The organism is Pseudomonas sp. A014, assembly GCF_052378495.1.
Lineage (GTDB): Bacteria > Pseudomonadota > Gammaproteobacteria > Pseudomonadales > Pseudomonadaceae > Aquipseudomonas > Aquipseudomonas machongensis.
Genome location: NZ_CP199001.1, coordinates 1565714 through 1591953, shown reverse-complemented (window position 1 = coordinate 1591953; position 26240 = coordinate 1565714). Strand labels below are relative to the sequence as shown.

General features: G+C 63.6%; 27 protein-coding genes. 9 read left to right on the top strand and 18 right to left on the bottom strand.

Annotation, left to right across the window (positions count from 1 at the left end; translation table 11 throughout):
* Nucleotides 1–3 precede the first annotated feature (3 nt).
* Nucleotides 4–1701 (bottom strand): long-chain-fatty-acid--CoA ligase FadD1, encoded by a 1698-nt coding sequence (fadD1, locus tag ACTYOL_RS07615; protein WP_153772346.1) that lies wholly within the window; start codon nt 1699–1701, stop codon nt 4–6.
* Between the two features lie 445 nt (nt 1702–2146).
* The gene (fadD2, locus tag ACTYOL_RS07610; RefSeq protein ID WP_444757735.1) at nt 2147–3835 is read right to left on the bottom strand and encodes a long-chain-fatty-acid--CoA ligase FadD2; all 1689 of its coding nucleotides are present in this window, start codon (nt 3833–3835) and stop codon (nt 2147–2149) included.
* A gap of 201 nt (nt 3836–4036) precedes the next feature.
* Here fadD2 and ACTYOL_RS07605 point away from each other — a divergent pair, with 201 nt between their 5' ends.
* Complete coding sequence (locus ACTYOL_RS07605; protein ID WP_444757734.1) at nt 4037–4981, top strand: lysophospholipase; 945 nt, start codon at nt 4037–4039, stop codon at nt 4979–4981.
* 33 nt (nt 4982–5014) lie between these two features.
* Nucleotides 5015–5485: a MaoC family dehydratase gene (locus tag ACTYOL_RS07600; RefSeq protein ID WP_054893311.1), complete on the top strand. Its 471-nt coding sequence runs from the start codon at nt 5015–5017 to the stop codon at nt 5483–5485.
* A 23-nt stretch (nt 5486–5508) separates the two neighbouring features.
* On the opposite strand, the gene ACTYOL_RS07595 is transcribed toward ACTYOL_RS07600, so the two are convergent.
* From ACTYOL_RS07595 to ACTYOL_RS07575, 5 genes are all read right to left on the bottom strand, one after another.
* A complete protein-coding gene (locus tag ACTYOL_RS07595; protein WP_200603397.1) occupies nt 5509–6756 on the bottom strand; it encodes an RNA polymerase sigma factor in 1248 nt (415 codons plus the stop codon).
* Between the two features lie 42 nt (nt 6757–6798).
* Nucleotides 6799–7143: a YciI family protein gene (locus tag ACTYOL_RS07590; protein ID WP_063543704.1), complete on the bottom strand. Its 345-nt coding sequence runs from the start codon at nt 7141–7143 to the stop codon at nt 6799–6801.
* A 24-nt stretch (nt 7144–7167) separates the two neighbouring features.
* Nucleotides 7168–7593 carry a YybH family protein gene (locus ACTYOL_RS07585; protein WP_197889920.1) on the bottom strand — a complete coding sequence of 142 codons (426 nt, stop codon included), beginning with the start codon at nt 7591–7593 and terminating at the stop codon, nt 7168–7170.
* A 149-nt stretch (nt 7594–7742) separates the two neighbouring features.
* A complete protein-coding gene (locus tag ACTYOL_RS07580; RefSeq protein WP_197889922.1) occupies nt 7743–8075 on the bottom strand; it encodes a type II toxin-antitoxin system HicB family antitoxin in 333 nt (110 codons plus the stop codon).
* Nucleotides 8076–8165: 90 nt separating this feature from the next.
* Nucleotides 8166–9119: a threonine dehydratase gene (locus ACTYOL_RS07575; protein ID WP_444757733.1), complete on the bottom strand. Its 954-nt coding sequence runs from the start codon at nt 9117–9119 to the stop codon at nt 8166–8168.
* 75 nt (nt 9120–9194) lie between these two features.
* Between ACTYOL_RS07575 and ACTYOL_RS07570 the strand changes: the two genes are divergently transcribed.
* Nucleotides 9195–10565, top strand: coding sequence for an aminotransferase-like domain-containing protein (locus tag ACTYOL_RS07570; protein WP_444757732.1), 1371 nt, complete (start codon nt 9195–9197; stop codon nt 10563–10565).
* Between the two features lie 3 nt (nt 10566–10568).
* On the opposite strand, the gene ACTYOL_RS07565 is transcribed toward ACTYOL_RS07570, so the two are convergent.
* On the bottom strand, nt 10569–10823 hold the full coding sequence (locus ACTYOL_RS07565; RefSeq protein ID WP_054893315.1) for a DUF2790 domain-containing protein: 255 nt from the start codon (nt 10821–10823) through the stop codon (nt 10569–10571).
* A 222-nt stretch (nt 10824–11045) separates the two neighbouring features.
* Here ACTYOL_RS07565 and ACTYOL_RS07560 point away from each other — a divergent pair, with 222 nt between their 5' ends.
* Nucleotides 11046–11495, top strand: a complete 450-nt coding sequence (locus tag ACTYOL_RS07560) for a GNAT family N-acetyltransferase (protein WP_197889935.1) — start codon at nt 11046–11048, stop codon at nt 11493–11495.
* Here the strand turns inward: ACTYOL_RS07560 and def are convergent.
* From def to ACTYOL_RS07545, 3 genes are all read right to left on the bottom strand, one after another.
* A complete protein-coding gene (def, locus tag ACTYOL_RS07555; RefSeq protein WP_065861448.1) occupies nt 11450–11986 on the bottom strand; it encodes a peptide deformylase in 537 nt (178 codons plus the stop codon). The two genes, ACTYOL_RS07560 and def, sit on opposite strands and share 46 nt — an antisense overlap.
* Complete coding sequence (locus ACTYOL_RS07550; RefSeq protein ID WP_054893318.1) at nt 11986–12942, bottom strand: YihY/virulence factor BrkB family protein; 957 nt, start codon at nt 12940–12942, stop codon at nt 11986–11988. The genes def and ACTYOL_RS07550 overlap by 1 nt, the downstream gene beginning before the upstream one ends.
* 185 nt (nt 12943–13127) lie before the next feature.
* Nucleotides 13128–13307 carry a CsbD family protein gene (locus ACTYOL_RS07545; RefSeq protein WP_063543694.1) on the bottom strand — a complete coding sequence of 60 codons (180 nt, stop codon included), beginning with the start codon at nt 13305–13307 and terminating at the stop codon, nt 13128–13130.
* 216 nt (nt 13308–13523) lie between these two features.
* Here ACTYOL_RS07545 and ACTYOL_RS07540 point away from each other — a divergent pair, with 216 nt between their 5' ends.
* Together ACTYOL_RS07540 and ACTYOL_RS07535 are read left to right on the top strand one after the other, a co-directional pair.
* Nucleotides 13524–14996 carry a right-handed parallel beta-helix repeat-containing protein gene (locus ACTYOL_RS07540; protein ID WP_444757731.1) on the top strand — a complete coding sequence of 491 codons (1473 nt, stop codon included), beginning with the start codon at nt 13524–13526 and terminating at the stop codon, nt 14994–14996.
* Nucleotides 14997–15122: 126 nt separating this feature from the next.
* Nucleotides 15123–15503 carry a hypothetical protein gene (locus ACTYOL_RS07535; RefSeq protein ID WP_054893320.1) on the top strand — a complete coding sequence of 127 codons (381 nt, stop codon included), beginning with the start codon at nt 15123–15125 and terminating at the stop codon, nt 15501–15503.
* Here the strand turns inward: ACTYOL_RS07535 and ACTYOL_RS07530 are convergent, their stop codons facing one another.
* A complete protein-coding gene (locus ACTYOL_RS07530; protein WP_054925508.1) occupies nt 15504–16340 on the bottom strand; it encodes a CvfB family protein in 837 nt (278 codons plus the stop codon).
* Nucleotides 16341–16464: 124 nt separating this feature from the next.
* Here ACTYOL_RS07530 and ACTYOL_RS07525 point away from each other — a divergent pair, with 124 nt between their 5' ends.
* Nucleotides 16465–17325, top strand: coding sequence for a DUF6279 family lipoprotein (locus ACTYOL_RS07525; RefSeq protein ID WP_197889939.1), 861 nt, complete (start codon nt 16465–16467; stop codon nt 17323–17325).
* 121 nt (nt 17326–17446) lie between these two features.
* On the opposite strand, the gene aceK is transcribed toward ACTYOL_RS07525, so the two are convergent.
* Nucleotides 17447–19162, bottom strand: coding sequence for a bifunctional isocitrate dehydrogenase kinase/phosphatase (aceK, locus tag ACTYOL_RS07520; protein WP_444757730.1), 1716 nt, complete (start codon nt 19160–19162; stop codon nt 17447–17449).
* A gap of 151 nt (nt 19163–19313) precedes the next feature.
* Here aceK and ACTYOL_RS07515 point away from each other — a divergent pair, with 151 nt between their 5' ends.
* Nucleotides 19314–20189 carry a DMT family transporter gene (locus ACTYOL_RS07515; RefSeq protein ID WP_200603404.1) on the top strand — a complete coding sequence of 292 codons (876 nt, stop codon included), beginning with the start codon at nt 19314–19316 and terminating at the stop codon, nt 20187–20189.
* 23 nt (nt 20190–20212) lie between these two features.
* On the opposite strand, the gene ACTYOL_RS07510 is transcribed toward ACTYOL_RS07515, so the two are convergent.
* The 4 genes from ACTYOL_RS07510 to cysK all read right to left on the bottom strand — a co-directional run bounded on the left by ACTYOL_RS07510 (nt 20213) and on the right by cysK (nt 23564).
* Nucleotides 20213–21094: a DMT family transporter gene (locus ACTYOL_RS07510; RefSeq protein ID WP_444757729.1), complete on the bottom strand. Its 882-nt coding sequence runs from the start codon at nt 21092–21094 to the stop codon at nt 20213–20215.
* Nucleotides 21095–21207: 113 nt separating this feature from the next.
* On the bottom strand, nt 21208–21369 hold the full coding sequence (locus ACTYOL_RS07505; RefSeq protein ID WP_178117560.1) for a hypothetical protein: 162 nt from the start codon (nt 21367–21369) through the stop codon (nt 21208–21210).
* A gap of 120 nt (nt 21370–21489) precedes the next feature.
* Nucleotides 21490–22425, bottom strand: coding sequence for an aspartyl/asparaginyl beta-hydroxylase domain-containing protein (locus ACTYOL_RS07500; RefSeq protein ID WP_063543682.1), 936 nt, complete (start codon nt 22423–22425; stop codon nt 21490–21492).
* Between the two features lie 164 nt (nt 22426–22589).
* Nucleotides 22590–23564, bottom strand: a complete 975-nt coding sequence (gene cysK, locus ACTYOL_RS07495) for a cysteine synthase A (protein ID WP_063543680.1) — start codon at nt 23562–23564, stop codon at nt 22590–22592.
* Between the two features lie 135 nt (nt 23565–23699).
* Here cysK and ACTYOL_RS07490 point away from each other — a divergent pair, with 135 nt between their 5' ends.
* Nucleotides 23700–24773, top strand: coding sequence for a DUF748 domain-containing protein (locus ACTYOL_RS07490; RefSeq protein ID WP_125930491.1), 1074 nt, complete (start codon nt 23700–23702; stop codon nt 24771–24773).
* Nucleotides 24774–25221: 448 nt separating this feature from the next.
* On the opposite strand, the gene ACTYOL_RS07485 is transcribed toward ACTYOL_RS07490, so the two are convergent.
* Nucleotides 25222–26220, bottom strand: a complete 999-nt coding sequence (locus ACTYOL_RS07485) for a hypothetical protein (protein WP_444757728.1) — start codon at nt 26218–26220, stop codon at nt 25222–25224.
* Between the last annotated feature and the right edge of the window lie 20 nt (nt 26221–26240).

Sequence of the window (26240 nt, the reverse complement as noted above, 5' to 3'; positions counted from 1 at the left end):
GAATCAGGCGATCTTCTTCAGCCCCAGCTTCTTCATCTCTTCGTCGCGCAGCTCACGACGCAGGATCTTGCCGACGTTGGTGGTCGGCAGGGCATCGCGGAATTCGATGAAACGCGGCACCTTGTAGCCGGTGACGTTGGCACGCATGTGCTCCATCACCTGCTCCTTGGTCAGCGTGACACCCGGCTTGGCGACGATGAACATCTTGATCACCTCGCCCGACTTCTCGTCCGGCACGCCGATCGCGGCACACTGCAGCACGCCCGGCAGGGCGACCAGCACGTCTTCCAGCTCGTTGGGGTACACGTTGAAGCCCGAGACCAGGATCATGTCCTTCTTGCGGTCGACGATGCGCATGTAGCCGTCGGGCTGAATCACCGCGATGTCGCCGGTCTTCAGCCAGCCTTCGCTGTCGAGGATCTCGGCGGTGGCGTCTTCGCGCTGCCAGTAGCCCTTCATCACCTGCGGGCCCTTGATGCACAGCTCACCGACTTCTCCCAGCGGCAGTTCCTGGCCGCTGTCGTCGATGACCTTGCACAGGGTGGACGGCACCGGGATACCGATGGTGCCGATCTGGTTGGCTTCGGACGGGTTGACCGCCGCCACCGGGCTGGTCTCGGTCATGCCGTAGCCTTCGCAGATGGCGCAGCCGGTGACCGCCTTCCAGCGCTCGGCCACGCTCAGTTGCAGGGCCATGCCACCGGAAAGCGTCACCTTCAGCGCCGAGAAGTCCAGGCTGCGGAAGGTTTCGTTGTTGCACAGGGCGACGAACAGGGTGTTCAGCCCGACGAAACCGCTGAACTTCCACTTGCCCAGTTCCTTGACCATCGCCGGCAGGTCGCGCGGGTTGCTGATCAGCACGTTGTGGTTGCCGATCAGCATCATGGCCATGCAATGGAAGGTGAACGCATAGATGTGGTACAGCGGCAGCGGCGTGATGATGATCTCGGAGCCTTCCTGCAGGTTCGAGCCCATCAAGGCGCGGCACTGCAGCATGTTGGAGACCAGATTGCGGTGGGTCAGCATCGCGCCCTTGGCCACACCCGTAGTGCCGCCGGTGTATTGCAGCACAGCCACGTCATTGGCTTGCGGGCTGGCCTCGATGACCGGCTGGCCGCGGCCCTTGGCCAGTGCGTCGTTGAAGCGCACCGCCTGGGGCAGGCTGTAGGCCGGCACCATCTTCTTCACATACTTGATGACGCTGTTGATCAGCACGCGCTTGAGCGGTGGCAGCAGGTCGGCCACCTCGGTGACGATGACATGCTTGACCTGGGTCTTGGGCAGGACCTTCTCGACCAGGTGCGCCATGTTGGCCAGGCACACCACGGCCTTGGCACCGGAGTCGGTGAACTGATGCTCGAGTTCACGCGCGGTGTACAGCGGGTTGGTGTTGACCACGACCAGGCCGGCGCGCATGGCACCGAACACAGCGACGGGATATTGCAGTACATTGGGCAGTTGCACGGCGATGCGATCGCCGGGCTTGAGGTCGGTGTGCTGTTGCAGCCAGGCCGCGAAAGCGCCGGACAGGGTATACAGCTCGCCGTAGGTGAGGGTCTTGCCGAGGTTGCTGAACGCCGGTTTGTCGGCGAAGCGATGGCAGGATTGCTTCAGTACGGCCTGGATGTTGGGGAATTCGTCAGGATTGATTTCCGCCGTAATTCCGGCTGGGTATTTATCCTTCCAAAAATGTTCGATCATGGAAGCCCACTCCTTTAGCAACAGCGAATTCTTCACGCGTCGATGCGTTTATTATTGATATGAGATGAAGGGATTCATTGCAAACCGCATCATCTGAAAGCGCGCCGAGAGTAACAGCTTTGCCTGGGGTCGCCTAGAGGGCTTAGCAAGCCTCAACAGTCACCAAAGTGACTCAATGAACTCTATAAGTCATTTCTAGAGTATTTAATCAAAATGTCGCATTGCGGTGCGTGCGGCAGTCGACTCGGTCCCTGTAGGAGCGGGCTTGTCCCGCGATCGGGCGCGAAGCGGCCGCAAGCCAGGCAGTCGAGATCGTCCTGATAAATCTCGGTGCCAGGTTCTACGGCCGCTTCGCGCCCGATCGCGGGACAAACCCGCTCCCACAGGGATTGGGCTGGACTTTAAATTCTGAGCAAGACAATTGCTCCCACAGATGCGCTGGATTTCAGGCGATGTCGCGCAACTCCCGACGCAGGATCTTGCCTACCGGCGTCATGGGCAGTGAATCGCGCAGCACGATGTGCTTGGGCACCTTGTAGCCGGTGAAGTTGGCCTTGCAGAAGGTCTTGAGCTCCTCGACGCTGACACCGCCCGCCCGAGGAACCACGAACAGTTTTACCGCTTCGCCGGAGCGTTCGTCGGGCACGCCGATCACCGCGCAACTGGCCACCTGCGGGTGGCCCATGACCACGTCCTCGATCTCGTTGGGATACACGTTGAAGCCCGAGACGATGATCATGTCCTTCTTGCGGTCGACGATGCGGGTGAAGCCGTCCGGGTCGATCACCGCGATGTCACCGGTCTTGAACCAGCCGTCGGCATCCAGCGCCTGGGCTGTCGCCTCCGGCTGTTGCCAATAGCCCTTCATGACCTGCGGCCCCTTGATGCACAGCTCGCCGCGTTCGCCCAGCGGCATCTCGTTGCCGTCGTCGTCGATGACCTTGAACGCGGTGCCGACCACCGGGATGCCCACCGTACCCAGCCGCGCCAGTTGCCCGTAGGGGTTGGTGCTCGCCACCGGTGAGGTTTCGGTCAGGCCGTAACCCTCGACGATGCGACAGCCGGTCAGGCTCTCCCAGCGCTCGGCGGTGGCCTTGACCAACGCTGTGCCGCCCGAGTTGGTGACCTTCAGCGCCGAGAAATCCAGCGACTTGAAGCCCGGGTTGTCCATCAGCGCGACGAACAAGGTGTTCAAGCCCAGCAATGCCGAAAAGCGCCACTTGCCCAGCTCCTTGATGAAGCCCGGAATGTCGCGCGGATTGGTGATCAGTACGTTGTGATTGCCCGTGACCATCATGCACATGCAATTCGCAGTGAAGGCATAGATGTGATACAGCGGTAGCGGCGCGATCATCACCTCCTGCCCTTCCTTGATCAGCGGCTGGCCGTCGGGCCCGTGCTGGGCGAAGCAGGCCAGCACCTGCAGCATGTTGGCGACCAGGTTGCCGTGGGTGAGCATCGCGCCCTTGGCCAGCCCCGTGGTGCCGCCGGTGTATTGCAATACGGCGACATCCTCGAGCGCCTGCACCACCGGCTTGTACGTGAGTTCACGGCCCTCGCGCAGTACCTGCTTGAACGACACGGCCTGGGGCAGGCGGTAGGCCGGCACCATCTTCTTCAGCTTGTCGACCACCGTGTTGACCAGCCAGCCCTTGGCGGCCGGCAGCAGGTCGCCCATCTTCGCCTCGATCAGGTATTCGATGCCGGTGTCGGGCAGCACCGTCTGCACGCGCTGGCCGAACATGTTCAGGTAGACCAGCGCACGGGCGCCGGAATCCTTGAACTGGTGGCGCATCTCGCGCTCGGTGTACAGCGGGTTGGTGTTGACCACGATCAGCCCGGCGCGCATCGCGCCGAAGACGGCGATGGGGTATTGCAGGACATTGGGCATCTGCACGGCGATGCGATCACCGGGCTTGAGGTCGGTGTGCTGTTGCAACCAGGCCGCAAAGGCCGCCGAATGGCGCTCCAGCTCGGCGTAACTGAGGGTGACGCCGAGGTTGCTGAACGCCGGGCGGTCGGCGAAGCGCTTGCAGGAACGCTCGAACACTTCGACGACGGATTTGTAAGCAGTGATGTCTATGGTGGAAGGCACGCCCGCCGGGCGCTTGTCATTCCAGAAGTCGGCTTGCATTTATTGTTGTTCCTCAGCCTGAACCGTCCATGACCTGATTGCCCAACGGCAAAAAGGCGTTGAGCCGACGTTAGCAGGTAAGCCGGAGGTGGCAAATACGCCAAGGCCTGCCATTAACATTGTGAATCTTATTTGTGCCCCTGCTGCAATCCTGGTCATTGTGCATACACTGAGCTCAATCCCGTGCACAAAGGATTTTCCATGGCCCACGACGCCTTCTGGCTGCCCGCCAGCGAGCACTGCAGTCTGTACGTCCACCAGTGGCTGCCGCAGACGCCGGTCAAGGCCGTGGTGCTGCTGGCCCATGGCATGGCCGAGCACGCCGGGCGCTACCGGCGCCTGGGCCATGCGCTGAACGATGCCGGCTTTGCCCTGTTCGCCCCTGATCTACGTGGCCACGGCCGCACCGCAGAGCTAGGTAGCCTCGGCCGGTTTGCCCACCACCACGGCTGGAACACGGTGGTCAACGACCTGGGCCTGCTCAGCCAGCACATCGGCCAGCAGTTCCCCGGCACGCCGCTGTTCCTGTTCGGCCACAGCATGGGCAGCTACATCGCCCAGGCGTACCTGCTGCACCACAGTGGCAGCCTGCACGGGGCGGTGCTCAGCGGCTCGAACTTCCAGCCGGCTGCGCTCTATCGCGCAGCACGCCTGATCGCCCGCCTGGAGGCCTGGCGCCAGGGGGTGGAGGGCAAGAGCGCGCTGATCGACTGGCTGTCGTTCGGCTCGTTCAACAAGGCCTTCAAACCCAACCGCACGGCGTTCGACTGGCTCAGCCGCGACCCGGCCGAGGTCGACGCCTACGTCGACGACCCGCTGTGCGGCTTTCGTTGCAGCAACCAGCTGTGGCTCGACCTGTTGCAAGGCCTTGCACAGATCAGCCAGCCGCGCCATCTGGCGCAGATCGATCCGAACCTGCCGATGCTGGTGATCGGCGGCGAATGTGATCCGGTCAGCGCTGGCAAGCGTCTCACCCACCTGGCCAACGCCCTGCGCGCGACCGGCAATCGCCATGTACAATTGCGCGTCTACCCGCAGGCACGCCACGAAGTGCTCAACGAAACCAATCGCGACGAGGTCACCCACGACATCATTACCTGGCTGGAGCAGGCACTGGCCCTTGGCCGCCCTGCCCGCAGCGAATGATGTGCACCACCTCGTCCCTCCAAGGAAGCCCTGATGACCCAGGTCACCAACACGCCCTACGAAGCCCTCGAAGTCGGCCAGAAAGCCAGCTATGAAAAATCGGTGGAAGAACGCGACATCCAGCTGTTCGCCGCCATGTCCGGTGACCACAACCCCGTGCACCTGGACGCCGAGTTCGCGGCCAAGAGCATGTTCCGCGAGCGCATCGCCCACGGCATGTTCAGCGGCGCACTGATCAGCGCTGCGGTTGCCTGCACCCTGCCAGGCCCCGGCACCATCTACCTGGGGCAGAAGATGAGCTTCCAGAAGCCGGTGAAGATTGGCGACACCCTGACCGTACGCCTGGAAATCCTCGAGAAGCTGCCCAAGTTCAAGGTGCGCATCGCCACCAACGTGTACAACCAGAACGACGAACTGGTAGTCGAGGGCGAGGCCGAGATCCTGGCACCCCGCAAGCAGCAGACGGTGGAGCTGGTATCGCCGCCGAACTTTGTTGCCGGCTGACCGAGCAGTATCCTGTCGCGGATCTACCTGCGACAGGGCTCCAACGCCCTGAGGCAGCGCTCGATATGCCGCCGCTCGGGTTCCTGGCGGGCCAGCGCCAGCGCCCTGACCCACGCCTCCCGGGCCTGCTGCACATGGCCCAGTTGCCCGTGCAACTGAGCCCGGGCCGCATGGGCCAGATGGTAGTCGAGCAACTCGCCCCGCCCCAGAATCGCCTCCACCTCTGCCAGGCCCGTCGCCGCGCCGTCACGACTGGCCAGCGCCACTGCGCGGTTGAGTTCGATCACAGGTGACGGCCAGTGCCGCAGCAGCACGTCATACAGGCCGACGATCTCTGCCCAGTCGGTCTCCTGGGCGCTGGCGGCCTCGGCATGCACCGCAGCGATCGCCGCCTGCACGCTGTAGGGCCCGATATCACGGCTGCCCAGCGCATGACGCACCAGGGCGCACCCCTCCTCGATCTGTGCCTTGTCCCACAGGCTACGGTCCTGCTGGTCGAGCAGCACCAGCTCGCCTTCGCCATCGGTGCGCGCCCGCAGCCGCGAGGCCTGCAACAGCATCAACGCCAGCAGGCCGAACACCTCCGGGTCTGGCAGCAATTGCGCCAGCAGCCGCCCCAGGCGAATCGCCTCGTCGCACAGGTCGCGCTGCACCAGGTCTTCCCCTGCCGATGCCGAATAGCCTTCGTTGAACACCAGGTAAATCACCCGCAACACACTTTCCAGGCGCTCGGCCAGTTCGCCCATCGCGGGCACCTGGTAGGGAATCCGTGCATCGCGGATCTTGGCCTTGGCCCGCACGATGCGCTGGGCGATGGTCGAGGGCGACTGCAGGAACGCGCGGGCGATCTGCTCGGTGGTCAGGTCGCACACCTCACGCAGGGTCAAAGGCACCTGGGCATCGGCGGACAACGCCGGGTGGCAACAGGTGAAGATCAAGCGCAAACGGTCGTCAGCGAGCAGTTCCTCCTCGCTCGGATCCTGCGCCGGGTCTTCGAGTTGCATGATCAGCTGTGCCTGCGAGCGGTCGAAACGGGCGCGGCGGCGCAAGGCATCGATGGCCTTGAAACGCCCGGCCGAGACCAGCCAGGCCCGCGGGTTGGCCGGCATGCCGTCGCGTTGCCAGCGTTCGACGGCAATGAAGAAGGCATCATGCAGGGCCTCCTCGGCGAGGTCGAAATCACCCAACAGACGGATCAGGGTCGCCAGGATGCGCCGCGAGTCGCGGCGGTAGATAACCTCGACCTGGGCATGCAGCTCATCACCCGTCATCGTGTTGCGGTCCGCGGCGTCATCTTGGCTGACCTCCCGTCATCAGGGTTGCAGTTCGCGCACCGGCCTCACTTCGACACTGCCGACCCGCGCCGCCGGAATGCCTTTGGCGATGTTCAGTGCCTCGTTGAGGTCGCGGGCATCGACCAGGTAAAAGCCGGCCAGTTGTTCCTTGGTTTCGGCGAAGGGCCCGTCGGTCAGGCTCATCTTGCCAGCGCGCATGCGCACGGTGGTGGCCGTCTGCACCGGCTTGAGCGCCTCGGCCGCAAGCATCCGCCCTGAGCCGTGCAGGGACTCGGCGTAAGCCATGCACTCGGCGTCTTCGGGGCTGTCGGGCAGGCTGTGCAACAGCCCCTCGTCACAATAGACCAGGCACAGGTATTTCATGATCGTCTCCAGCTGACGGGCGGTTCAGGGCTTGAGGTCGAAGCGAGCCTTCTGGGTTTCCATGTCGAACGGTGCCGACCAGTGCTCATGGATCACCTGCCAGCGCCCTGCACTACGACGATAGCCCACCGTGACGCGCATGAAGCCGCACTGGCTTTCATCGTCGGCCGGGCCGCAGCGGTTGAGCCAATGCGCCAGGGCCAGGTCGCCATCGGCCTGAACGTCCAGCTCGGCCACCTCGAAGACCATCGGACCGGTGCAAAAGCCCATGCACATTTCCCAATGCGCCTGGTAGGCAGCCTTGCCCTTGAATTGCAGGGCCTGAATGGCGTCGAAGGCAACGATGTCATCGGCATAGGGCGCGACGATGGCCGGCAGGTCGCGCTCGCGCACAGCCTGGATCCAGCCTTCGATGAGTTGACGGATTTCGGTTTCGGCGGCGGTATTCATGGGGAAGCCTCCAGCAGGTCATCAGTGGGTGGCGCCGAGTGTTTGCGGCGCCTTCACTGATGGTCGACTGGGGATGGGAGGAATCGACAACGCTGGAAAACTTTTTGCGGTTTTCCGTTATCGGCCTGTGCCGACGGGCCTTCGCAGGTTCAAGCCCGCGCCGCCTGCTCGAACACTTCGTCGGCCCATTGGTTGAGACTCTTGCCTGCAGCTCGCGCTGCGACACTTGCGGCAGCGTGCACTTCAGGACGAATACGCAGCATCACTTTGCCGGAGGCCGGTTTTTCCGGGGCAATGCCCTGCTCGGCACAATCCGCCAGATAATCTTCCAAGGCTTGAGCGAAAGCTTCGTGCAACGCAGGCACCGAGCTTGCGTGAAAGCTGATGATGTCACGCATCCCCAGTACACGGCCGACGAACAGGTCGTCGCGGTCGTCGTAATCGATGCGGGCAACATAGCCCTTGTAGCGCATGCAACTCATATCCCAACTCCCGCCCTATAGAAAGTGCTATCAAATTAAGATATCACCACTCTCGCCGATACTGATTCAGGATTTTTCGTTGCGCACTCTCTACCCAGCCAACACCTGCGCATAACGCGCCCGGTCCACGTTGGCCCCGCTCAACACCACCGCAACCCTCCTGCCCTGCTGGCGTTCGCGCTCCTGCAACAGTGCGGCCAGCGCTGCGGCGCCCGCGCCTTCGGCGGTGTTGTGGGTGGTCTCGTGGTAGAGGCGCATGGCCTGGGCGATTTCGTCATCGCTCACCCGCACGATCCGCGCGGCATGCTCGCGCACCAGGGCGAAGGCGTCCGGGTGCGGCACGCGGCAGGCCATGCCGTCGGCAAAGGTGGCGGCGGTGGCCGTGGTGACGATACGCCCCAGCTCGAAGCTCTGTGCATAGGCATCCGCAGCGCTGGACACCACGCCAACGATCTCGGTCCGCAGCCCCAGCAGGTTGCGCGCCTGGATCAGCCCGCAGATGCCCGAACCCATGCCGATCGGCACATACACGGTGTCGAGCTCCGACACGGCCTCGAACAGCTCCAGCGCATAGGTCGCCACGCCGCGTACCAGCTCCGGGTGGAACGAGGGCACCATCCGGTAGCCGCGCTGTTCAGCCAGCTGGGCGGCGTACTCACGGGCCACGTCGAAATCGACACCGTGCTCGATCAGTTCCGCACCCAGCGCACGCATGGCGGCGTTCTTCTCCCGCGAGTTGCCTTCGGGCACCACGATCACCAGCGGCAAGCCTGCCTGGCGCGCCGCCAGGGCCATGCTCTGACCGTGATTGCCGCGGGTGGCGGTGACCAGACCCGGAGGCACATCACCGCTGGCCAGCAGCGAGCGCACATAGACCAGCCCGCCGCGTACCTTGAATGCGCCAGTCGGCGCATGGTTCTCATGCTTGACCCACAGTTGGCAGCCGACCCGCTCGGCGAGCAACGGCCAGACGTGCTGTGGCGTCGCAGGCACATGCTGGTGAACGAAATCGGCGGCTTCGCGCAGGGCTGTGAGGTCGAACATGGCGATCATCCTTCATCGAGGGCAGTTGCGACGATCCTGAGCGCCGGGCATTGTATGGGTCAAACCTTATATTGCATGGGTAGCAATTTCGTGTGGACCCCGGAACTGATCGACGACGCCCAACCCCGCTACCTGGCACTGGTCGATGCCATCGCCGCCGCCATCGAACGCGGTGAGCTCAAGGTAGGGGAACGCCTGCCGCCACAACGGCGCCTGGCCTGGAAGCTGGGGCTCAACCCGAGCACCACCCAGCAGGCTTATCGCGAAGCTGCCGCGCGACATCTGGTGGCCGGCGAAGTCGGGCGAGGTACCTACGTATTGGCGGGTAGCAAGGAAGCAACGCTGTTTCGCCTCAAGCAGCACGACCGGCATTCGTCGCTGATCGACCTGTCGACCAACGTACCCGTGGCCGATCCGCACCCGCACGACCTGCAGCACAGCCTCCAGGCATTGCTGCAGGCGGACGACCTCAACCTGCTCGATCACTACCTCGATCATGACCAGTTGCTGCTCGCTCGTCTGCACGGCGCACGCTGGCTGGCCCAGCGCGGGCTGACGCTGGGCGCTGACGACCTGCTGCTGTGCGGCGGCGCCCAGCAAGGGCTGGCCTGTGTGCTGCAGTCGCTGTGCCAGCCTGGCGAGGCGGTCATGGTCGAAGCCCTGACCGCACCAGGGATAAAGGCTGCGTGCCGCCAGTTGCGCCTGCCAGTGCATGGCGTGGCCCTGGATCACCAAGGGCTGCGCCCGGATGAGCTCGACCGGGTGACGCGGGCCACCGGCGCCAAGGTGCTGGTGACCACACCCACCCTGCACAACCCCACCGGGGCGTGCATGAGCGACAGCCGTCGCCAGGCCGTCGCCGAGGTGGTGAAGCGCCACGGCCTGCGGGTGATCGAGGACGATGTCTATGGCGCGCTGAGCGAGCGGGCGCCCTTGTACCCCTTGCTCGACGGTCAGGGGATACTCGTCAGCAGCTTGTCCAAGACGGTCGCGGCGGGGCTGCGCCTGGGCTGGATCGCCGCACCGGCATCGGTGCTGGAACACATCGACCCGCATGCCCGGGCCACGCACTGGCCGGTATCACCGCTGAACCTGCGCATCGCCTGCCAATGGATCGCCAATGGCACAGCCGCGCGGCGACTGGCTTGGCAACGGGAGGAAATCGGGGAGCGCTGGCGCCTGGCGCGGCGGGTATTCGGTGAAGCGATGCGTGCTCAGGATGAACCCTCGCCGCATGTCTGGGTGAACACCCCAGGGCCTGCTGAAGCTTTGGTAGGGGCGTGCCGGGCACGGGGGGTCGAAGTGGTGCCGGCCAGTGTCTTCGCGGTGGGGGGCGATGAAGTGAGGGCAGTGCGGATCAGCCTGTCGGCCGCCACCAGCCGCGCGCAGCTCAAGCAAGGGCTGGACGTCGTGCGCGCGGTACTTGGCGAGCTGGCAGGCAGATAGCACTCACCCCTGCTGGCAACCCTCGCCCATGGCTCGGTACTGAATGGTGTGCACCTGACCCTGATGATCTTCATAGGTCATGGTTGCCGGCACCACCTCGCAGACATCGGGGATGGTCGACAGATTGATCACCCGCTTGATATCCAGGTTCATCGAGTAATCGTACTGCACCGGGGGCTGGGTCTGGGTGGTCTTGGCCTCGTCCGCGAGGGCGAGCGAAGACATCCCGACCAATGCAAGAATGAGTAATGTTTTCATGAGTCTGTGGCCTTGAGAGCAATCACGTTGATCGATTGACTTCTTATGCCGTCACTGGCGCGGAGAAGTTGTCATCGTCGGCGATGACACGAAGCACCGATCCCGCATCGTCGTACTGCAGAAGGGATGAGTGAAATTCTACGCCCGCCACCGAATACTTGAACCCTGCAGTCGGATATTCACCCTTGCCAGATTTGCAACAATCTGCGACAAAAGCCCCCCATGACCCTGCCCGAATTCCTCCCGCTCTGCCGCTCGCAGCGCCGCCTGCTCGACCACTTCTACCGCCAGCACGGCTCGCGCATGCGCGCCAGTGCAGAGGGCCAACTGTGGGTTGCGCGCGCGCAGGCGATGGTGGGTGCACTGAACCTGACGCCCGTCGCCGACGGCCACTGGCTGACCGGCCTGTTCGTGGCGCCGCAGTGGCGTGGCCAGGGTGTTGCCGCAGGGCTGGTCAGCGCAGCGCTGGCCAACAGCACAGGCCCGACCTGGCTGTTCTGCCACCCCGAACTGCAAAGCTTCTATGCGCGGCAGGCTTTCACAACGGCAAGCGCCCTGCCCGTCGAACTGGCCTCGCGGCTGGCCCGCTACCAGCGCAGCAAAACGCTGGTAGCGATGGTGTGCGCTCAGTCGTCGGCAACGTCGAGCCCGGGGAACAGCACATCGGTGTAGCCGAAGCGGGCAAAATCCTGGATCCGCGATGGGTAGAGCCGCCCGATGAGGTGGTCGCATTCGTGCTGCACCACCCGCGCATGGAAGCCATCGGCGAAGCGGTTGATCGGGGCCCCCTGGGGGTCGAGGCCCTCATAGCGGATGTGCTTGTAGCGGGGCACGACACCGCGCAAGCCCGGCACCGACAGGCACCCTTCCCAACCCTCCTCGAGCTCGGTGGACATCGGCGTGATCAGCGGGTTGAGCAGGATGGTCTGCGGCACGGGCTCGGCGTCCGGATAGCGCTCGCTGCGCTCGAACCCGAAGATCACCAGTTGCAGGTCGATGCCGATCTGCGGCGCGGCCAGGCCGACACCACCGACGTGGCGCATGGTCTCGAACATGTCGTCGATCAGTTGCTGCAGCTCAGGGCTGCCGATCATGTGCTCGGGCACGGGCGGTGCGATGCGCAGCAGGCGCTCATCGCCCATCTTGAGGATGTCACGGATCATCAGGGGTTCGGCTCACGGGTCTGGGGTTCGGCATGCGCGGGATGCTCATGGCCGAGCACAGTGATGGTCTCCTTCGGCTGCTCGCCGTCGAATTCCTTCTCGCCGGGGTTCTTGCCTTCAGCCGACATGTGCTCGATCACCGCATTCATCTCGGCGCCCAGCAATAGCACGGCGGCGGAGATATAGAAATACAGCAACAGCACGATGATCGCCCCGATGCTGCCGTACATGGCGTTGTAGTCGGCGAAGGTCTTGACGTAGTAGGCAAAGCCCAGCGACGCGACGATCCATACCACCACCGCCAGTACGGAGCCTGGGGTGATGAAGCGGAATTTCTGCTTGACGTCGGGCATCACGTAGTAGATCAGCGCCACCGCCACCATCATCAGGATGATGATCGCCGGCCAGCGCAGCACGGTCCAGATGGTGACGATCACTTCCTGCAGGCCGACTTGGGCCGCGATCCACTCCATCACCTGCGGCCCCAGCACCATGAGTGCGGCGGCGGCCAGCAGCATGCCGGCAATGCCGATGGTGTAGAAGATCGACAGCGGGATGCGCTTCCACACCGGGCGGCCCTCGGGCACATCGTAGGCGGCGTTCATGGCGCTCATCATCAGGCGCACGCCGGCCGAGGCCGTCCACAGGGCGATGACGATACCCACCGAGAGCAATCCGCCCTTCGATTGCTGCAACTGGTCGATCACCGGATTGACTTGCTCGAGTGCCTGGGGCGGCAGCACCAGTTCCGATTGCAGGCGCAACCAGGAGAAGAAGTCGGGCAGGTGCAGGAAACCGATCAGCGCGATCAGGAACAGAATGAAAGGGAACAGCGAGAACAGCATCTGGTAGGCCAGTGCCGAGGCATAGGTGGACATCTCGTCATCGAGGAATTCCTTGACGGTGCGCACCAGCACGCGGTGCAGAGGCAGGCCCTGCAGGGCGGGAAAAATCATAGCGTCTCCTTTCGCCGCTTGATCGTCGTGGTTGCAACTGTGCAGACAAGTCTAATAGACCACGCGCACCGCGTACTGCTCACTGGCGAAATCAGGAAAACGGCTACGGCGGACGTTGGGGCAACACGGTAAGGCCTCATGGGCGCAAACGGCGCGCCCACAAGGCCCTGTGCATCAACCGCGGTTCAAGGCTTTTTCACCGCATCCTTGACCTTGCCCACCGCCTGCTGCCCTTCGCCCTTGAGTTCCTGGGCCTTGCCCTCGGCACGCAGCTTGTCGTTGCCGGTCACTTTACCGACGCCTTGCTTGATGTTGCCAACCGCTTCGTTGGCCAGGCCCTTGGCTTTGTCTTTAGTGCCGCTCATGGCGAATCTCCTGCAAAAAAGAGACACGTGAACCGTGTCGACAAAAGGTGGACCGGTTCGCTTGCGCAAGAGTTTCAACAATTTTCGGGCACCAAGCCGAACGGCAAACAGCGGGCGAATACCGCACCGAATTGTCCCAGCGCCGCTGCGCACTCGGAAGGCGCAGCTCTAGAATCCGGCCATCCATAAAAACAACAGTTCGTGGAAACCTTGCACATGCGATTGATGCCCCTATTCGCGGCCATGCTGCCGTTACTTCCCCTGCCCGCCCTCGCCGCCGCCCCGGCCGCCGTGCAAACCTTGCGGGTCGAGCGCTACACCGACGACGACCAACCCGGCACCCTGCGCTGGGCCCTGGAAACCAGCAACCGCAATCCCGGCCACTACCGCATCGACATCGCCGCGGTCGGCGAGCCGCCCTATGTGATCCGCCCGAGCCGGCCACTGCCGGAAATCAAGGGCCCGCTACGCATCACCGGCCTGGCCTGGGCACGTGACGGCCAGTACATCGCCATCGACGGCGCCGGCTATATCAAGGACCAGGGGGTACGCACCTGCCCTGGAGCCTTGCCCGGCCAGTTCGGCACCAATGTACGCACCACCACCAACCCCGGCCTGGTGCTGCGGGACACCCAGGGCGTGCACCTGAGCGGCCTGGAGGTGCGCAACTTCTGCATCGGCATCCTGGTCAACCGCGCCAGCGGCAACGTGATCGAAGACAACCGCATCGTCGCCAACAAGGGCGGGGCCGGGATCATGCTCACGGGCGATGACGGCGTGGGCAACCCGACGGCCACCACCACGCTCAACAACAAGGTGCTGCGCAACCAGTTGATCGACAACGGCGACGGCCTGGAGCTGACCCGCGGCGCCGCCTTCAACCTGGTGGCCGACAACCTGTTCCGCTCCACCGACGCCAACCCCGAGCCCTCCCAGGGCATCGAGATCCTGCTGGGCAACGACAACAGCGTGGTGCGCAACCGCTTCGAGAATTACTCCGACGGCCTGCAGATCAACTGGGGCAAGCGCAACTACCTGGGTGCCAATACCTTCACCGGCAACTCCATCGGCATCAGCGTGACCGGCGAGGGCAACATCCTCGACGGCAACATTATCCACGGCAACCGCATCGGCGTGGCCCTGCGTCCGGAGCCGGAAGTCACCGCCACACGCGTCACTGCCAACCGCATCTGGGGCAATGGCCTGGATATCCGGCGCTGCGAGGCGGGGGGCTCGTGCGTAGCAGACCAGCGCACCGGCGCGATCATCTTCGGTGTGCCAGCCCAGGCCCACGCGCTGTACGTCGGCTCGCGCGGTATCGGCGCGGAACTGGCGAAGAAGGACCAGGCGATCATCTGCGATGGCAGCGGGCAACCCCAGCCGTGCCAGCCGCTGCCCAATCACAATCAACAGGCGCCGCGTCTGACCGGGCTTGCCGGGCATGTGCTGCAAGGTGAAGTGCAAGGGCCGGCATCCAGCCTGCTGCGCATCGAAGTGTTCGGCAATGCGGCAGCGGATGGGCGGGAAGCGGAGCAGTATCTGGGAGAGGTGTTGGTCGGCAGCGATGCCCAGGGCAAGGCACGGTTCGAGAAGACGCTGGATGCCATTGCGGGGCTGAACAGCTTTACCGCGACGGTGACCACAGCCGATGGCGCGACCTCGGAGTTGAGCCAGCCGTTGCGGCGCTGACGCTCAAGGCCTCTTTGCGGGCAAACCCGTGAGCAGGCCGGCGCAACCCACCCCGCAACCCTTGCCGCGCCCCGCGCCACCCCGCACAATGTCAGGCCTTTCTGGCGTCAACCCGCAGGAACCTGCATGAAACTCGACAAACCCACCGCCATCGCCCGGCGCAACCAAGCGCTGAACCGGCCGGTGCTCGACCGCGACAACACCCTGTTCGCCATCCTCGACAAGAAACGCAACCTGTGGTGGTTCGAGGTACCGGTGGCATTGCTGCGCAAAGGCCAGCCCGACTGGGTCAACCTGCTGCTGCACACCCCGGAAACCGACGAACTGCAGCACTTGAAAGTGCCGGTCAACTTCCTGCGCGCGCATCAGGAACAGATGGAAGTCCGCCACCCCGGCAAGCGTCGCTCGACCATCAGCCTGGCGCTGAGCGCCGACCGCGACTCGCTGCTGCGCGACACCCGCCCAGGCGGTGAGCAACTGGACTTCAGCACCTTCGTGCAGGCCTGATCAGGCCCGCTCGATACGATCGTCATGGATGACGATCAGCCCTTGCTTGAACAGCCCGCCGATGGCCTTCTTGAAATTGCCCTTGCTGACGTTGAACAGCTTGGCGATCACTTCCGGGGCGCTCTTGTCGCACACCGGCAGCACGCCTCCGGCTTCGTCCAGGCGCTTGAGGATCTGCTCCTGCAGGCTGTCGGCCAAGGCCGCGCCCACCGGCTGCAGGCTCAGGGCGATCTTGCCGTCGTGGCGCACTTCCTTGATGAAGCCCTTCTCGTGCATGCCCGAGCGCAGGAACTTGAACACCTCGTTCTTGTGGATCAGGCCCCAGTGGCGGTTGTTGATGATCGCCTTGAAGCCCATCGGCGTCTCGCCCGCCACCAGCAGCTCGACCGGCTGGCCCGCCTTGTAGTCGGCCGGCGTACGGTCGAGGTAGCGGTCCAGGCGCGCGGTGGCGGTGATGCGCCGGGTGCGCTTGTCGAGGTAGGCGTGCACCACGCAGTAATCGCCGATCTTCAACTGCTGCGCCTCTTCCGAGTAGGGCATCAGCAAGTCCTTGGACAGGCCCCAATCGAGGAAGATGCCGGCGCCGTTGATGTCCTTGACCTTGAGACTGGCGAACTCACCGACCTGCACCTTGGGTTTCTCGGTGGTGGCGATCAGTTGGTCTTCGCTGTCGAGGTAGATGAACACGTTCAGCCAGTCGTCGAGCTCAAGCTCGGCGTCCTTGGGGAAGTAGCGCCTGGGCAGGAGGATCTCGCCGTCGGCGCCGCCGTCCAGGTAAAGACCGAACTCCACGTGTTTCACGATTTGCAAACTGTTGTAACGCCCAAGCAGAGCCATTTCCGATGTTCCTCAAGACAAGGCGGCTATTCTACACCTGAAGCTGCCCGGCTGCCCGATCCGTGGGAACCGCCGAGCGCGGCGCGCATCTATTGCCTGGCAAGCAACCTGCAAGGATTCGCTCATGCCTGTCCGTCTGCCCAGAGCCCTGCTGCTCATTCTCGCGTTTGCCCTCACGCTCGCTGCCTGCAGCCGTATCGACCTCGCCTATCGCAACCTCGACCGGCTGGTGCCCTGGTCGCTGGGCGACTACCTGGACATGAATCGCCAGCAGAAGGCCCTGCTCGACGAACGGCTCAAGGGCCACCTGGCCTGGCACTGCAAGACACAACTGCCCGGCTACCTCGACTGGCTCGACAAGGTGCGCCTGATGGTCGCCAACCAGGCCGTGACCGACCAGGCCCTGCAGCAGCGCACTGCCGAGGCGCGCCAGGCCATCGGCCGGGTCGCTGAAGAGATCACCCCCTCCGCCGCCGAACTGCTGCGCGGCATGAGCGACGCGCAGGTGGGTGAAATGCGCAAGGCATTCAGCGACGACATTGCCGAGCGGCAGAAGGAATACGTCGACACCCCGCTACCCAAACAGATCCAGGCCCGTGCCACGCGCATGGAGAAACGCCTGACGCCGTGGCTGGGCGAGCTCAATGCCCGCCAGCGCCTGCGGGTGATGACCTGGTCCCAGGCCCTTGGCGATCAGAACAGCGAATGGATCGCCAATCGCCAGGCCTGGCAGCAACAGTTGGTGCTGGCCATGGAACAACGCCACTCGCCAGCGTTCGAGCCCCGCCTGGCGCAGTTGCTGCAGCGCAAGGAGAGCCTGTGGTCACCGGCCTACCGCATGGCCTTCGAGAACACCGAGCTACAGGCCCGCAGCCTGCTGGTCGACCTGATGCAGCAGAGCAGCCCGGCGCAGCGGCAGTTCCTGCTGGACCGGCTGGCCAAGGTACGTCGTGACTTCAGTGAGCTGAAGTGCCTCAAGGGCTGAAGATTGGTGGTGGCCTTTTCGCGGGCAAGCCCGCTCCCACAAGCCCCCACTGCCCTTGAGTTCAGTGGGGGCTTGTGGGAGCGGGCTTGCCCGCGAAAAGGCCATCACCGACTGATACCCCTCACCTGCCCCTGCGCCGATAGGGAAACACATCGATCACCTTCCCTTCCCGTATCGCCCCCTGCAATCCCTGCCAGTAATCCGCGTCATACAGCTCCCCATGCAGCCGGCTGAACAACCGCCGCTGGCCGATATCGGCGAACAGGAACGGCGGAAACTCCTCGGGAAACACATCGTGCGGCCCGACCGAATACCACGGCTCGCCAGACATCTCATCCTCCGGGTAGCGCGGCGGCGGGATATGGCGAAAATTCACCTCGGTGAGATAGCTGATCTCGTCGTAGTCATAGAACACCACCCGCCCATGCCGGGTAACGCCGAAGTTCTTCAGCAACATGTCGCCGGGAAAGATGTTCGCCGCCGCCAGTTGCTTGATCGCCAGCCCGTAGTCCTCCAAGGCTTCGAGCACCTGGGCCTCGCTGGCCTGCTCCAGGTACAGGTTCAACGGCGTCATGCGCCGTTCGGTCCAGCAGTGGCGGATCAGCACGCTGTCACCCTCCACGACCACCGTCGAAGGCGCGACCTCCAGCAGCTCGGCCAGGCAATCGGCTTCGAACTTGGCCACCGGGAAGCGAAAATCTGCGAACTCCTGGGTATCGGCCATGCGCCCCACGCGGTCGACACTTTTCACCAGGCGGTATTTTTCGATCACCGTGGCTCGGTCGACGGTCTTGGAGGGTGAAAAGCGGTCCTTGATGATCTTGAACACGGTATTGAAGCCCGGCAGGGTGAACACGCTCATCACCATGCCGCGCACGCCGGGCGCCATGACAAAACGGTCGTCGGTACTGGCCAGATGATTGATCAACGCGCGGTAGAACTCCGACTTGCCATGCTTGTAGAAGCCGATCGAGGTATACAACTCGGCAACGTGCTTGCCCGGCAGGATGCGCTTGAGAAAGTTGACGAACTCCGCCGGCACCGGCACATCGACCATGAAGTACGAGCGGGTGAACGAGAAGATGATCGACACCTCGGCCTCATCGGTGATCAGCGCATCGGCCTCGATGCCATGACCCTCGCGATGCAATAGCGGGATCACCAGCGGCCACTGCTCGTCACGGGTGTACAGACGCCCGACCAGATAGGCGCCCTTGTTGCGGTACAGCACCGAGGAAAACAGCTCCACGGCCAGCGCCGGGTCCTTGCATACCCAGTCGGGCAGGCATTCACGCAGCCGCTCCTCAAGGCGCGCCAGGTCGGCGTCGAGGTCGCCATAGGGCACCTCGAAAGCCTGGTCGGCAAGGATCGCCCGCAACAGACCACCCAGGCCGTCGCGCAACTGATAGGAGCGGGTCTGTGCCGCGCGCTCGTGGCCGCGCATGGCCGGGCGGGTGGTGTGGATGAACATGCAGCCGTCGCTGATCAGGTCGTGGCTGAACAGACTGCAGAACAGCGAGTTGTACCAGGTCTCGGCCAGCTCATCGTCCAGGCGCGGGTCGATCAGGCGGATGTAGGCGCTCTTGACCAGCGGCCAGTGCTCCACGTCCAGCAGCAGCGAGGCGTCGAAACCTTCGCGCAGCCAGCCGTTGACCTCGGCGACCTTCTCCTCGTACAGGTTGATCCGCGCAGCAGCGGCCTGCTGGATCGCCTGCCATTGCGCCTGTTCGAAACGCTCGCGGGCGCCCAGGGTGATGCGGCGAAAGTGTTCTCGGTAGTTGTCGAAGCCATCGAGGATCATCCGGGCGATGGCTGCGGCGGGCCAGGGCTGGGGCATGGTGAGAGGCTCGGTGGGTGGCGGAATGAAAAGAGCTTAGTCGGGTGTCGGTCTTTTCGCGGGCCAACCCAATTGCCAAAGCAAGAAAGCACAAGAAACGCCCCGGCACCTGACGTACACTCGCGCCCCTGCCCAGAACCCGGAGATACCCGTGAGCCCCATCGCCCTCGCCCGCCTGCTGACCCTTGCTGCCGTCTGGGGTGCGAGCTTCCTGTTCATGCGCATCATCGCCCCTGAACTGGGTACGGTACCGACCGCCTTCTTTCGCGTCTCCATCGCCTGCCTCGGCCTGATCGGCATCCTCGCCGCAGCCAGGGTGCGCTGGGACTTCCAGGGCAAGCTCGGCGCCTGCCTGGTGCTGGGCATGATCAACTCGGGTATTCCGGCGACCTTCTATTCGGTCGCCGCGCAGGTACTGCCAGCGGGGTATTCGGCAATCTTCAACGCCACCACACCCCTGATGGGCGTGCTGATCGGCGCGTTGTTCTTCCGCGAAAGCATGACCCTGCCCAAACTGTGCGGGATCTTCCTTGGCCTGTTCGGCGTCGGCATCCTCAGCGGTGCCGGCCCGGTGGCGCTGGACATGGCCCTGGTGCAAGGCGCCCTGGCATGCGTTGCGGCGACCACCTGCTATGGCTTCGCCGGCTTTCTCGCCAGGCGCTGGATCGGCGGCCTGGACAGCCGCCTGTCGGCCCTGGGCAGCATGCTGGGAGCGACCTTGCTGCTCAGCCCGCTGTTTGCCTGGAGCGCACTGACCCAACCACCCGCCAGCTGGGGTGGTTGGTCGGTGTGGCTGTCGTTGCTGGGCCTGGGGCTGGTGTGCACGGCCTTCGCCTACATCCTGTACTTCCGCCTGCTCAACGAGATCGGACCGGTCAAGGCCAGTACCGTGACCTTCCTGATTCCGGTGTTCGGGGTGCTGTGGGGGGCGTGGTTGCTGGATGAGCCCCTGTCGATGGCGCACCTGTATGGCGGGATCCTGATTGCCGCAGCACTGTGGTTGGTGCTGCGGCCGGCGCGTGCCTGAAACCGTACCGCCGCAGGCGGTATTCAGGCCTCGGCCATCTTTACCCCAGGCTTGCGGAACACGAACAGCAAGCCCACCACGATCAGCCCCATCCCCAGCAGGCTCAGCGGCGCCAGGCGGTTACCGAAGATAAGGAAATCCATCACTGCGGTCACCGCTGGCACCAGGTAGAACAGGCTGGTGACATTGACCAGGTTGCCTCGGGCGATCAACCGGTAGAGCAGCAGCGTCGCCAGCAACGACACCACCAATCCCATCCACAGCAGAGCGCCGACGAAGCTGGCGCTCCATTCGACATGCAGCGGCTGGAACGGCGCAAACACCGCACACAGGACAAACCCTGCCAGGTATTGCAGCGGCAAGGTTCCCATCGGGTTGTCGGTGATGCGCTTCTGCAGGATCGAGCCGAACGTCATGCTGGTCAGCGCCAGCAAGGCAAACAGCATTCCGGCGAGGGAAACCCCACCCAGGTTGATGCCCTGGTAGACCACCATCACCAACCCGCCAAGCCCCAGACCCAGGCCAAACAAACGGCTCCATGAGCGCTGGCGCTCCATCAGCACCACGGTGAGGATCGGTTGCACCCCCATGACCGTGGCCATGACACCAGGGGTGACGTGGGTGTTGAGCGCCAGCAGGTAAAAGATCTGGTATGCGCCGAGCAGCACGCAACCGGTCCCCAGGGCGCGCAGGATACCGCCGCGACTGCGCGGCCAGCGCAATCTCAGCAAGGGGCCGATCAGCAACAGCCCTGCCAGGGCCAATGCCGAACGCAGCAGCAGGAAGGCGAAGGGGCTGGCTTGGGCCAGGCCGAGCTTGGAGACGATCGCCCCGCTGCTCCACAGCAGGACGAACAGGCTGGTGGTGGCCGCCGAGGCCACGGATGCTTTCGAAAGGACAGACATGTATTGCCACCTGAATATTGGGCAAGAGCCAAACGGTGGGCGCGCTTCAGCGAGGAAAGAGGCCGACCGTGTTCAGTAGGTTGCGAGTGCGCTTGGGCCGGCGAGAACGCCGATCAGCCCAGCACGACCACGCAGCGGGGCGGGGATACGCCGCCGACGACGCCACTGACAGGTGGTGGGTAGTGACTGATCATGGCCGGCTGCTGGCTGCCACGCACGACAACGCCCGCGACAGGCGCGAGAACGAAGGCAGTGGTGGAAGGGCTGGCTGGCATGGACAGGTCTTCGGGGAAGATGAATGTTTCGGAATATATCCGTGAATGCGGAGCTGGGCAACACCCTAGGGTGATCGGACGGCCTCTTCGCGGAAAGCCCGCGAAGAAGGCCGCAGCGAATCAGAACAACCAGCGATACAGCAGATAGGCCACCACCACCGCCAGCACCGGCCGCAGGATGCGGTAGGCCTTGGGGTTGGAGCGCTTGAACTGCTTCACATGAGTGCTGATGCGGTTGCTGAAGCGCTTGCTCCAGGCGTAGGCCTGGTTGATCCCGCCCACCCGCTCGTCGTCGGTGTTCTGCGGCGCGGTGGCGCGGCCCAGGAACGCGCTGACCTTGCGGTTGATGCGGGTCATCAGCGGGCTGTTGAGCGGACGCTCGACGTCGCAGAACAGGATCACCCGCGTCACGTCGGTTTCGTTCTTCACCCAGTGCACATAGGTTTCATCGAACATCACATCTTCGCCGTCACGCCAGGCGTAGACCTGGCCGTCGACGTAGATGCGGCAGTCGTCGGAGTTGGGCGTGGACAACCCAAGGTGATAGCGCAGGGAGCCGGCAAACGGGTCGCGATGCGGGTTCAGGTGGCTACCGCCAGGCAACAGGGCGAACATTGCACCCTTGACGTTGGGGATGCTGCTGACCAGCTCGACGGTACGCGGGCACAGTGCCTCGGCTGACGGCAGTGGCTTGTCGTACCATTTCAGGTAGAACCGCTTCCAGCCCTTCTTGAAGAACGAACCGAAGCCGGCGTCGTTGTCCTTTTCGGCTGCGCGGATATACCCCTCGTCGAACAGGCGCATGGCCTCTTCGCGGATCTCCTGCCAGTTATCCTTGAGCACATCCAGCTCGGGGAAGCGCTGACGGTCCAGGTAAGGTTTGGAAGGCACACCGGAGAACAGGTACATCAGGCTGTTGTAGGGAGCGAACAGCGCCGAATGGTTGACGAACTGGCGCAGTACCGGCAGGCGTGCCTTGCCGCGCAGGTGCACGAACAGCACACTGCCGAAGAACACCAGCAGGACACCCGCCTTGGCGACGAAGGAAAAGGTCATGCAACACTCCTTGAGGGGAAATCAGGCCATCCCCAGATAGCCGGACATGATAAACCCATCGAAGGCTGCTGCAAGTCACAAGCGGCAAGCGCGAAGATGAAGATCAAGGTCGCTTGACCCGGATCAGCACTCCTCGGCTTGCTGACTGCGCTGTGGACCTGACGTTACTGCTGGTTTTCCTGCTCGCTGAACATGTCGCTGAACAACATGCTCGACAGGTAACGCTCGCCCGAATCCGGCAGGATCACCACGATGGTCTTGCCCTGCATCTCCGGCTTTTCTGCCAGGCGCACTGCCGCCGCCATCGCCGCGCCGCAGGAAATGCCGCACAGGATCCCCTCCTCCTGCATCAGGCGGATGGCCATGGCCTTGGACTCTTCATCGGTGACTTGCTCGACCTGGTCGACGACCGACAGGTCGAGGTTCTTCGGCACGAAGCCTGCGCCGATGCCCTGGATCTTGTGCGGGCTGGGCTTGAGTTCCTCGCCGGCCAGGGTCTGGCTGATCAGCGGTGAGGCCACCGGCTCCACGGCCACCGACAGCACCGGCTTGCCCTGGGTGTGCTTGATGTAGCGCGACACGCCGGTAATGGTGCCGCCGGTGCCGACACCTGCGACCAGCACGTCAACGGCGCCGTCGGTGTCGTTCCAGATTTCAGGCCCGGTGGTCTTCTCGTGAATTGCGGGGTTGGCGGGGTTTTCGAACTGACCTGGCTGGAAGTACAACGCAGGATCGGATGCGACGATCTCGTTGGCTTTCTCGATCGCCCCTTTCATGCCCTTGGCAGGGTCGGTCAGCACCAGCTCGGCGCCCAGCGCCTTGAGCACCTTGCGCCGCTCCAGGCTCATGGAGGCCGGCATGGTCAGCATCAGCTTGTAGCCGCGCGCCGCAGCGACGAAGGCAAGGCCGATGCCGGTGTTGCCCGAGGTGGGCTCGACAATGGTCATGCCCGGCTTGAGCTTCCCGCTGCCTTCGGCGTCCCAGACCATGTTCGCGCCGATCCGGCACTTCACCGAATACCCTGGGTTGCGCCCTTCGATCTTGGCCAGGATGGTCACCCCGCGCGGGGCGATGCGGTTGATCTGCACCAGCGGCGTGTTGCCGATGGAGTGGGCGTTGTCGGCGTAGATACGGCTCATGGCAGGGGTCCTTGAATCGTTGGAAACAGGCGGGAAAGCCTCAAGGGTAAGCCTGCCCCGGCAGCCCGTAAAGCCCGTTCGAACCAAGCCCGGCGCCTGGCGGTCAACCGCACAACCTGCCCTGGAGAGCTTGCGATGAAAGCCCGTTATCGCTGGCCGCTGATCGGCCTGGCCGGCCTGATCGTGCTGCTGGTCGCCCTGCACCTGGCCCTGCCCTACCTGGTACGCGACTACCTCAACGACAAGCTCGCCGACATGGGCGACTACCGCGGCGAGGTCGCCGACGTCGACCTCGCCTGGTGGCGCGGTGCCTACCAGATCAACGGACTGAAGATCGTAAAGACCACCGGCAAGGTGCCCGTGCCGCTGCTCGATGCGCCGCTGATCGACCTGTCAGTCAGTTGGCATTCGCTGTGGTACGACCAGGCCGTGGTCGCTGAGGTGGCGTTCGTGCGGCCTGAGCTCAACTTCGTCGATGGCGGCAGCAAACAGAACTCGCAGACCGGCCAGGGCACCGACTGGCGCCAGCAACTGGAGAAACTGCTGCCGATTACGCTCAACGAAGTGCGCATCGAAAACGGCACCCTGACCTTTCGCAACTTCCACTCCAAGCCGCCGGTGGACCTCAAGGCCACACAGCTCCAGGCCAGCATCCGCAACCTGACCAACGTGCGCGACGAAAAAGGCCGACGCGACGCCAGCTTCGAGGCCGACGCGCTGATTGCCGGCGATGCCAAGGTCGAAAGCCGCGCCACCTTCGACCCGTTCAGCGACTTCGATGACTTCGAGTTCCGTCTGCGCGCCACCGGCATCGAACTGCGCCGGCTCAACGACTTCGCCAGTGCCTATGGCAAGTTCGACTTCAATGCCGGGCATGGTGACGTAGTGATCGAGGCCCAGGCCGAGAACGGTAGGCTCAATGGCTATATCAAGCCGTTGCTGCGCGATGTCGATGTGTTCGACTGGCAGCAGGATGTCGAAAACAAGGACAAAGGCTTCTTCCGCTCGATCTGGGAGGCGGTGGTCGGTGCCAGTGAAACGGTGCTGAAGAACCAGCCGAAGAATCAGTTCGCCACCCGCGTCGAACTCAGCGGCAGTGTGCATCAACAGAACATCAGCGCATTCGAGGCGTTCCTGCAGATATTGCGCAATGGTTTCGTCCAGGCATTCAACGCCCGCTACGAGCAGCCGCCGCCCAAGACTGACTGAAACGCGGGTGACGGGCCATTCAGCGACTGACAAGTGAATTCTACTCAAGCCCTTTAAATACGGGGCCTCCAGGGCTACAGGCGCCCGTGATGTGGACTTGTGATTGGAGCTTGTGCCCCATCACTGGCACGCACTGCCGACCGGAAGCCTGATATCAAATGCACACTATTCCGCCCACGTCAGCTATTGTCGAAGTAGACAGGACAACTAACGGGGCGGCAATGCGGATACTGGGATGGATTTTGACAATACTTGGATGCGTATGGCTATTCACAGGAGTCATGCGCTTGTTCGCCACTTTCATGCACGCGTTACCAGGCAGCCTGGGAATGAACCTCGCTATGGCGATTGGAACGTTGGCGCTCTCTGCATTGGCCTTATGGGCAGGTGGTAAGCTTCGTCGTAGAAAGACGGCTTGAGTCAAGGGCCGGGCATCCGGCCTTCACTATCAGCCGATGCTAGCCGCAAAGGCGTTCAAGCCACCACCCTGGATAACCCGACGGCTCCGGTCCAGCGAGCTGTTGCCCACGGCAGCCTCTTGGAAGCGGTGGGGTACGCGGGCCAGGCGCTCGCCTACCTCCGCCTGCAACTGCTCAAGCGCCTCTTGGCTCACCGCAACCAGCACGCTGTGGGGCAGGACAACGCGGCCACCTTGAGTCTCCGCCTCACGGTAGAGCACAGCACCACGGGTGTTCACCTTCACCAGCGAAGTACCGGCGCGGAACGACAAGTCAGCAGCGGCCAGACCAGCACCTGGCAGGGTGGCCGGGATGATCTCGATGCCAGCCAGCGCCACCAGCACTTCAAGGTCGGTCAGTACCAGTTCAGCAGGATCGACGCCAGCGGCGAGCAATACCATCAGGCCACGGCCAGCGGCCATGACAGGAAGATCAGCAGCGCCAGCAGTGTTCAGCTTCTCGCGGGCCACAAGGTCCAGGGCGGTTGCGGCCATGGTCTTGTTCCCAGCACCAGCAGCATCCTGCACCACGTCCGCGCCCAGAACTTCCCGGACGTTGAGCACGGCCAGCAGGTCGGCCAGCCAAGTCTGGATAGCATCAGCCTGGCGGGTTGCGTGGGCATCACTTGTGCGCAAGTAATGATCTTGCTGGCCACGGTATTGAAGCATGGCGGCATCGTAGTCGAAGGCGGCAGGCAAGTCAGCCAGGGGCATGCCGGATCGGGCGGCTTGCGCAAGCACGGCACCGAGTTCGCGGGCAACATCATCGGCGCCGGTTCGTTTGCCTTCGGCGCGTGCGGGGTCAATAAACTTCTCTGCCAGCCCGTGCAGCCCGGTCTTCACTGCGGCGTAATTATCAGGAACAGCGGGTGCGGTCAGCTCGGGGACTTCGAGGCGGTCCAGGGTGATGGCGGTGCGCAGCGCGCCAAGAAGGGCCTGGGTGCGCGGCGATACGGCGGTGTTGATAACTGGTTTGAGGGTCTTAGTCATTTGTGTTCTCCGGTGTGGAT

Bases quoted from the DNA above. Each gene is read 5' to 3' on its own strand.
- fadD1 (WP_153772346.1), bottom strand. From the start codon at position 1,701: ATGATCGAACATTTTTGGAAGGATAAATACCCAGCCGGAATTACGGCG.
- fadD2 (WP_444757735.1), bottom strand. From the start codon at position 3,835: ATGCAAGCCGACTTCTGGAATGACAAGCGCCCGGCGGGCGTGCCTTCC.
- ACTYOL_RS07605 (WP_444757734.1), top strand. From the start codon at position 4,037: ATGGCCCACGACGCCTTCTGGCTGCCCGCCAGCGAGCACTGCAGTCTG.
- ACTYOL_RS07600 (WP_054893311.1), top strand. From the start codon at position 5,015: ATGACCCAGGTCACCAACACGCCCTACGAAGCCCTCGAAGTCGGCCAG.
- ACTYOL_RS07595 (WP_200603397.1), bottom strand. From the start codon at position 6,756: ATGACGGGTGATGAGCTGCATGCCCAGGTCGAGGTTATCTACCGCCGC.
- ACTYOL_RS07590 (WP_063543704.1), bottom strand. From the start codon at position 7,143: ATGAAATACCTGTGCCTGGTCTATTGTGACGAGGGGCTGTTGCACAGC.
- ACTYOL_RS07585 (WP_197889920.1), bottom strand. From the start codon at position 7,593: ATGAATACCGCCGCCGAAACCGAAATCCGTCAACTCATCGAAGGCTGG.
- ACTYOL_RS07580 (WP_197889922.1), bottom strand. From the start codon at position 8,075: ATGAGTTGCATGCGCTACAAGGGCTATGTTGCCCGCATCGATTACGAC.
- ACTYOL_RS07575 (WP_444757733.1), bottom strand. From the start codon at position 9,119: ATGTTCGACCTCACAGCCCTGCGCGAAGCCGCCGATTTCGTTCACCAG.
- ACTYOL_RS07570 (WP_444757732.1), top strand. From the start codon at position 9,195: ATGGGTAGCAATTTCGTGTGGACCCCGGAACTGATCGACGACGCCCAA.
- ACTYOL_RS07565 (WP_054893315.1), bottom strand. From the start codon at position 10,823: ATGAAAACATTACTCATTCTTGCATTGGTCGGGATGTCTTCGCTCGCC.
- ACTYOL_RS07560 (WP_197889935.1), top strand. From the start codon at position 11,046: ATGACCCTGCCCGAATTCCTCCCGCTCTGCCGCTCGCAGCGCCGCCTG.
- def (WP_065861448.1), bottom strand. From the start codon at position 11,986: ATGATCCGTGACATCCTCAAGATGGGCGATGAGCGCCTGCTGCGCATC.
- ACTYOL_RS07550 (WP_054893318.1), bottom strand. From the start codon at position 12,942: ATGATTTTTCCCGCCCTGCAGGGCCTGCCTCTGCACCGCGTGCTGGTG.
- ACTYOL_RS07545 (WP_063543694.1), bottom strand. From the start codon at position 13,307: ATGAGCGGCACTAAAGACAAAGCCAAGGGCCTGGCCAACGAAGCGGTT.
- ACTYOL_RS07540 (WP_444757731.1), top strand. From the start codon at position 13,524: ATGCGATTGATGCCCCTATTCGCGGCCATGCTGCCGTTACTTCCCCTG.
- ACTYOL_RS07535 (WP_054893320.1), top strand. From the start codon at position 15,123: ATGAAACTCGACAAACCCACCGCCATCGCCCGGCGCAACCAAGCGCTG.
- ACTYOL_RS07530 (WP_054925508.1), bottom strand. From the start codon at position 16,340: ATGGCTCTGCTTGGGCGTTACAACAGTTTGCAAATCGTGAAACACGTG.
- ACTYOL_RS07525 (WP_197889939.1), top strand. From the start codon at position 16,465: ATGCCTGTCCGTCTGCCCAGAGCCCTGCTGCTCATTCTCGCGTTTGCC.
- aceK (WP_444757730.1), bottom strand. From the start codon at position 19,162: ATGCCCCAGCCCTGGCCCGCCGCAGCCATCGCCCGGATGATCCTCGAT.
- ACTYOL_RS07510 (WP_444757729.1), bottom strand. From the start codon at position 21,094: ATGTCTGTCCTTTCGAAAGCATCCGTGGCCTCGGCGGCCACCACCAGC.
- ACTYOL_RS07505 (WP_178117560.1), bottom strand. From the start codon at position 21,369: ATGCCAGCCAGCCCTTCCACCACTGCCTTCGTTCTCGCGCCTGTCGCG.
- ACTYOL_RS07500 (WP_063543682.1), bottom strand. From the start codon at position 22,425: ATGACCTTTTCCTTCGTCGCCAAGGCGGGTGTCCTGCTGGTGTTCTTC.
- cysK (WP_063543680.1), bottom strand. From the start codon at position 23,564: ATGAGCCGTATCTACGCCGACAACGCCCACTCCATCGGCAACACGCCG.
- ACTYOL_RS07490 (WP_125930491.1), top strand. From the start codon at position 23,700: ATGAAAGCCCGTTATCGCTGGCCGCTGATCGGCCTGGCCGGCCTGATC.
- ACTYOL_RS07485 (WP_444757728.1), bottom strand. From the start codon at position 26,220: ATGACTAAGACCCTCAAACCAGTTATCAACACCGCCGTATCGCCGCGC.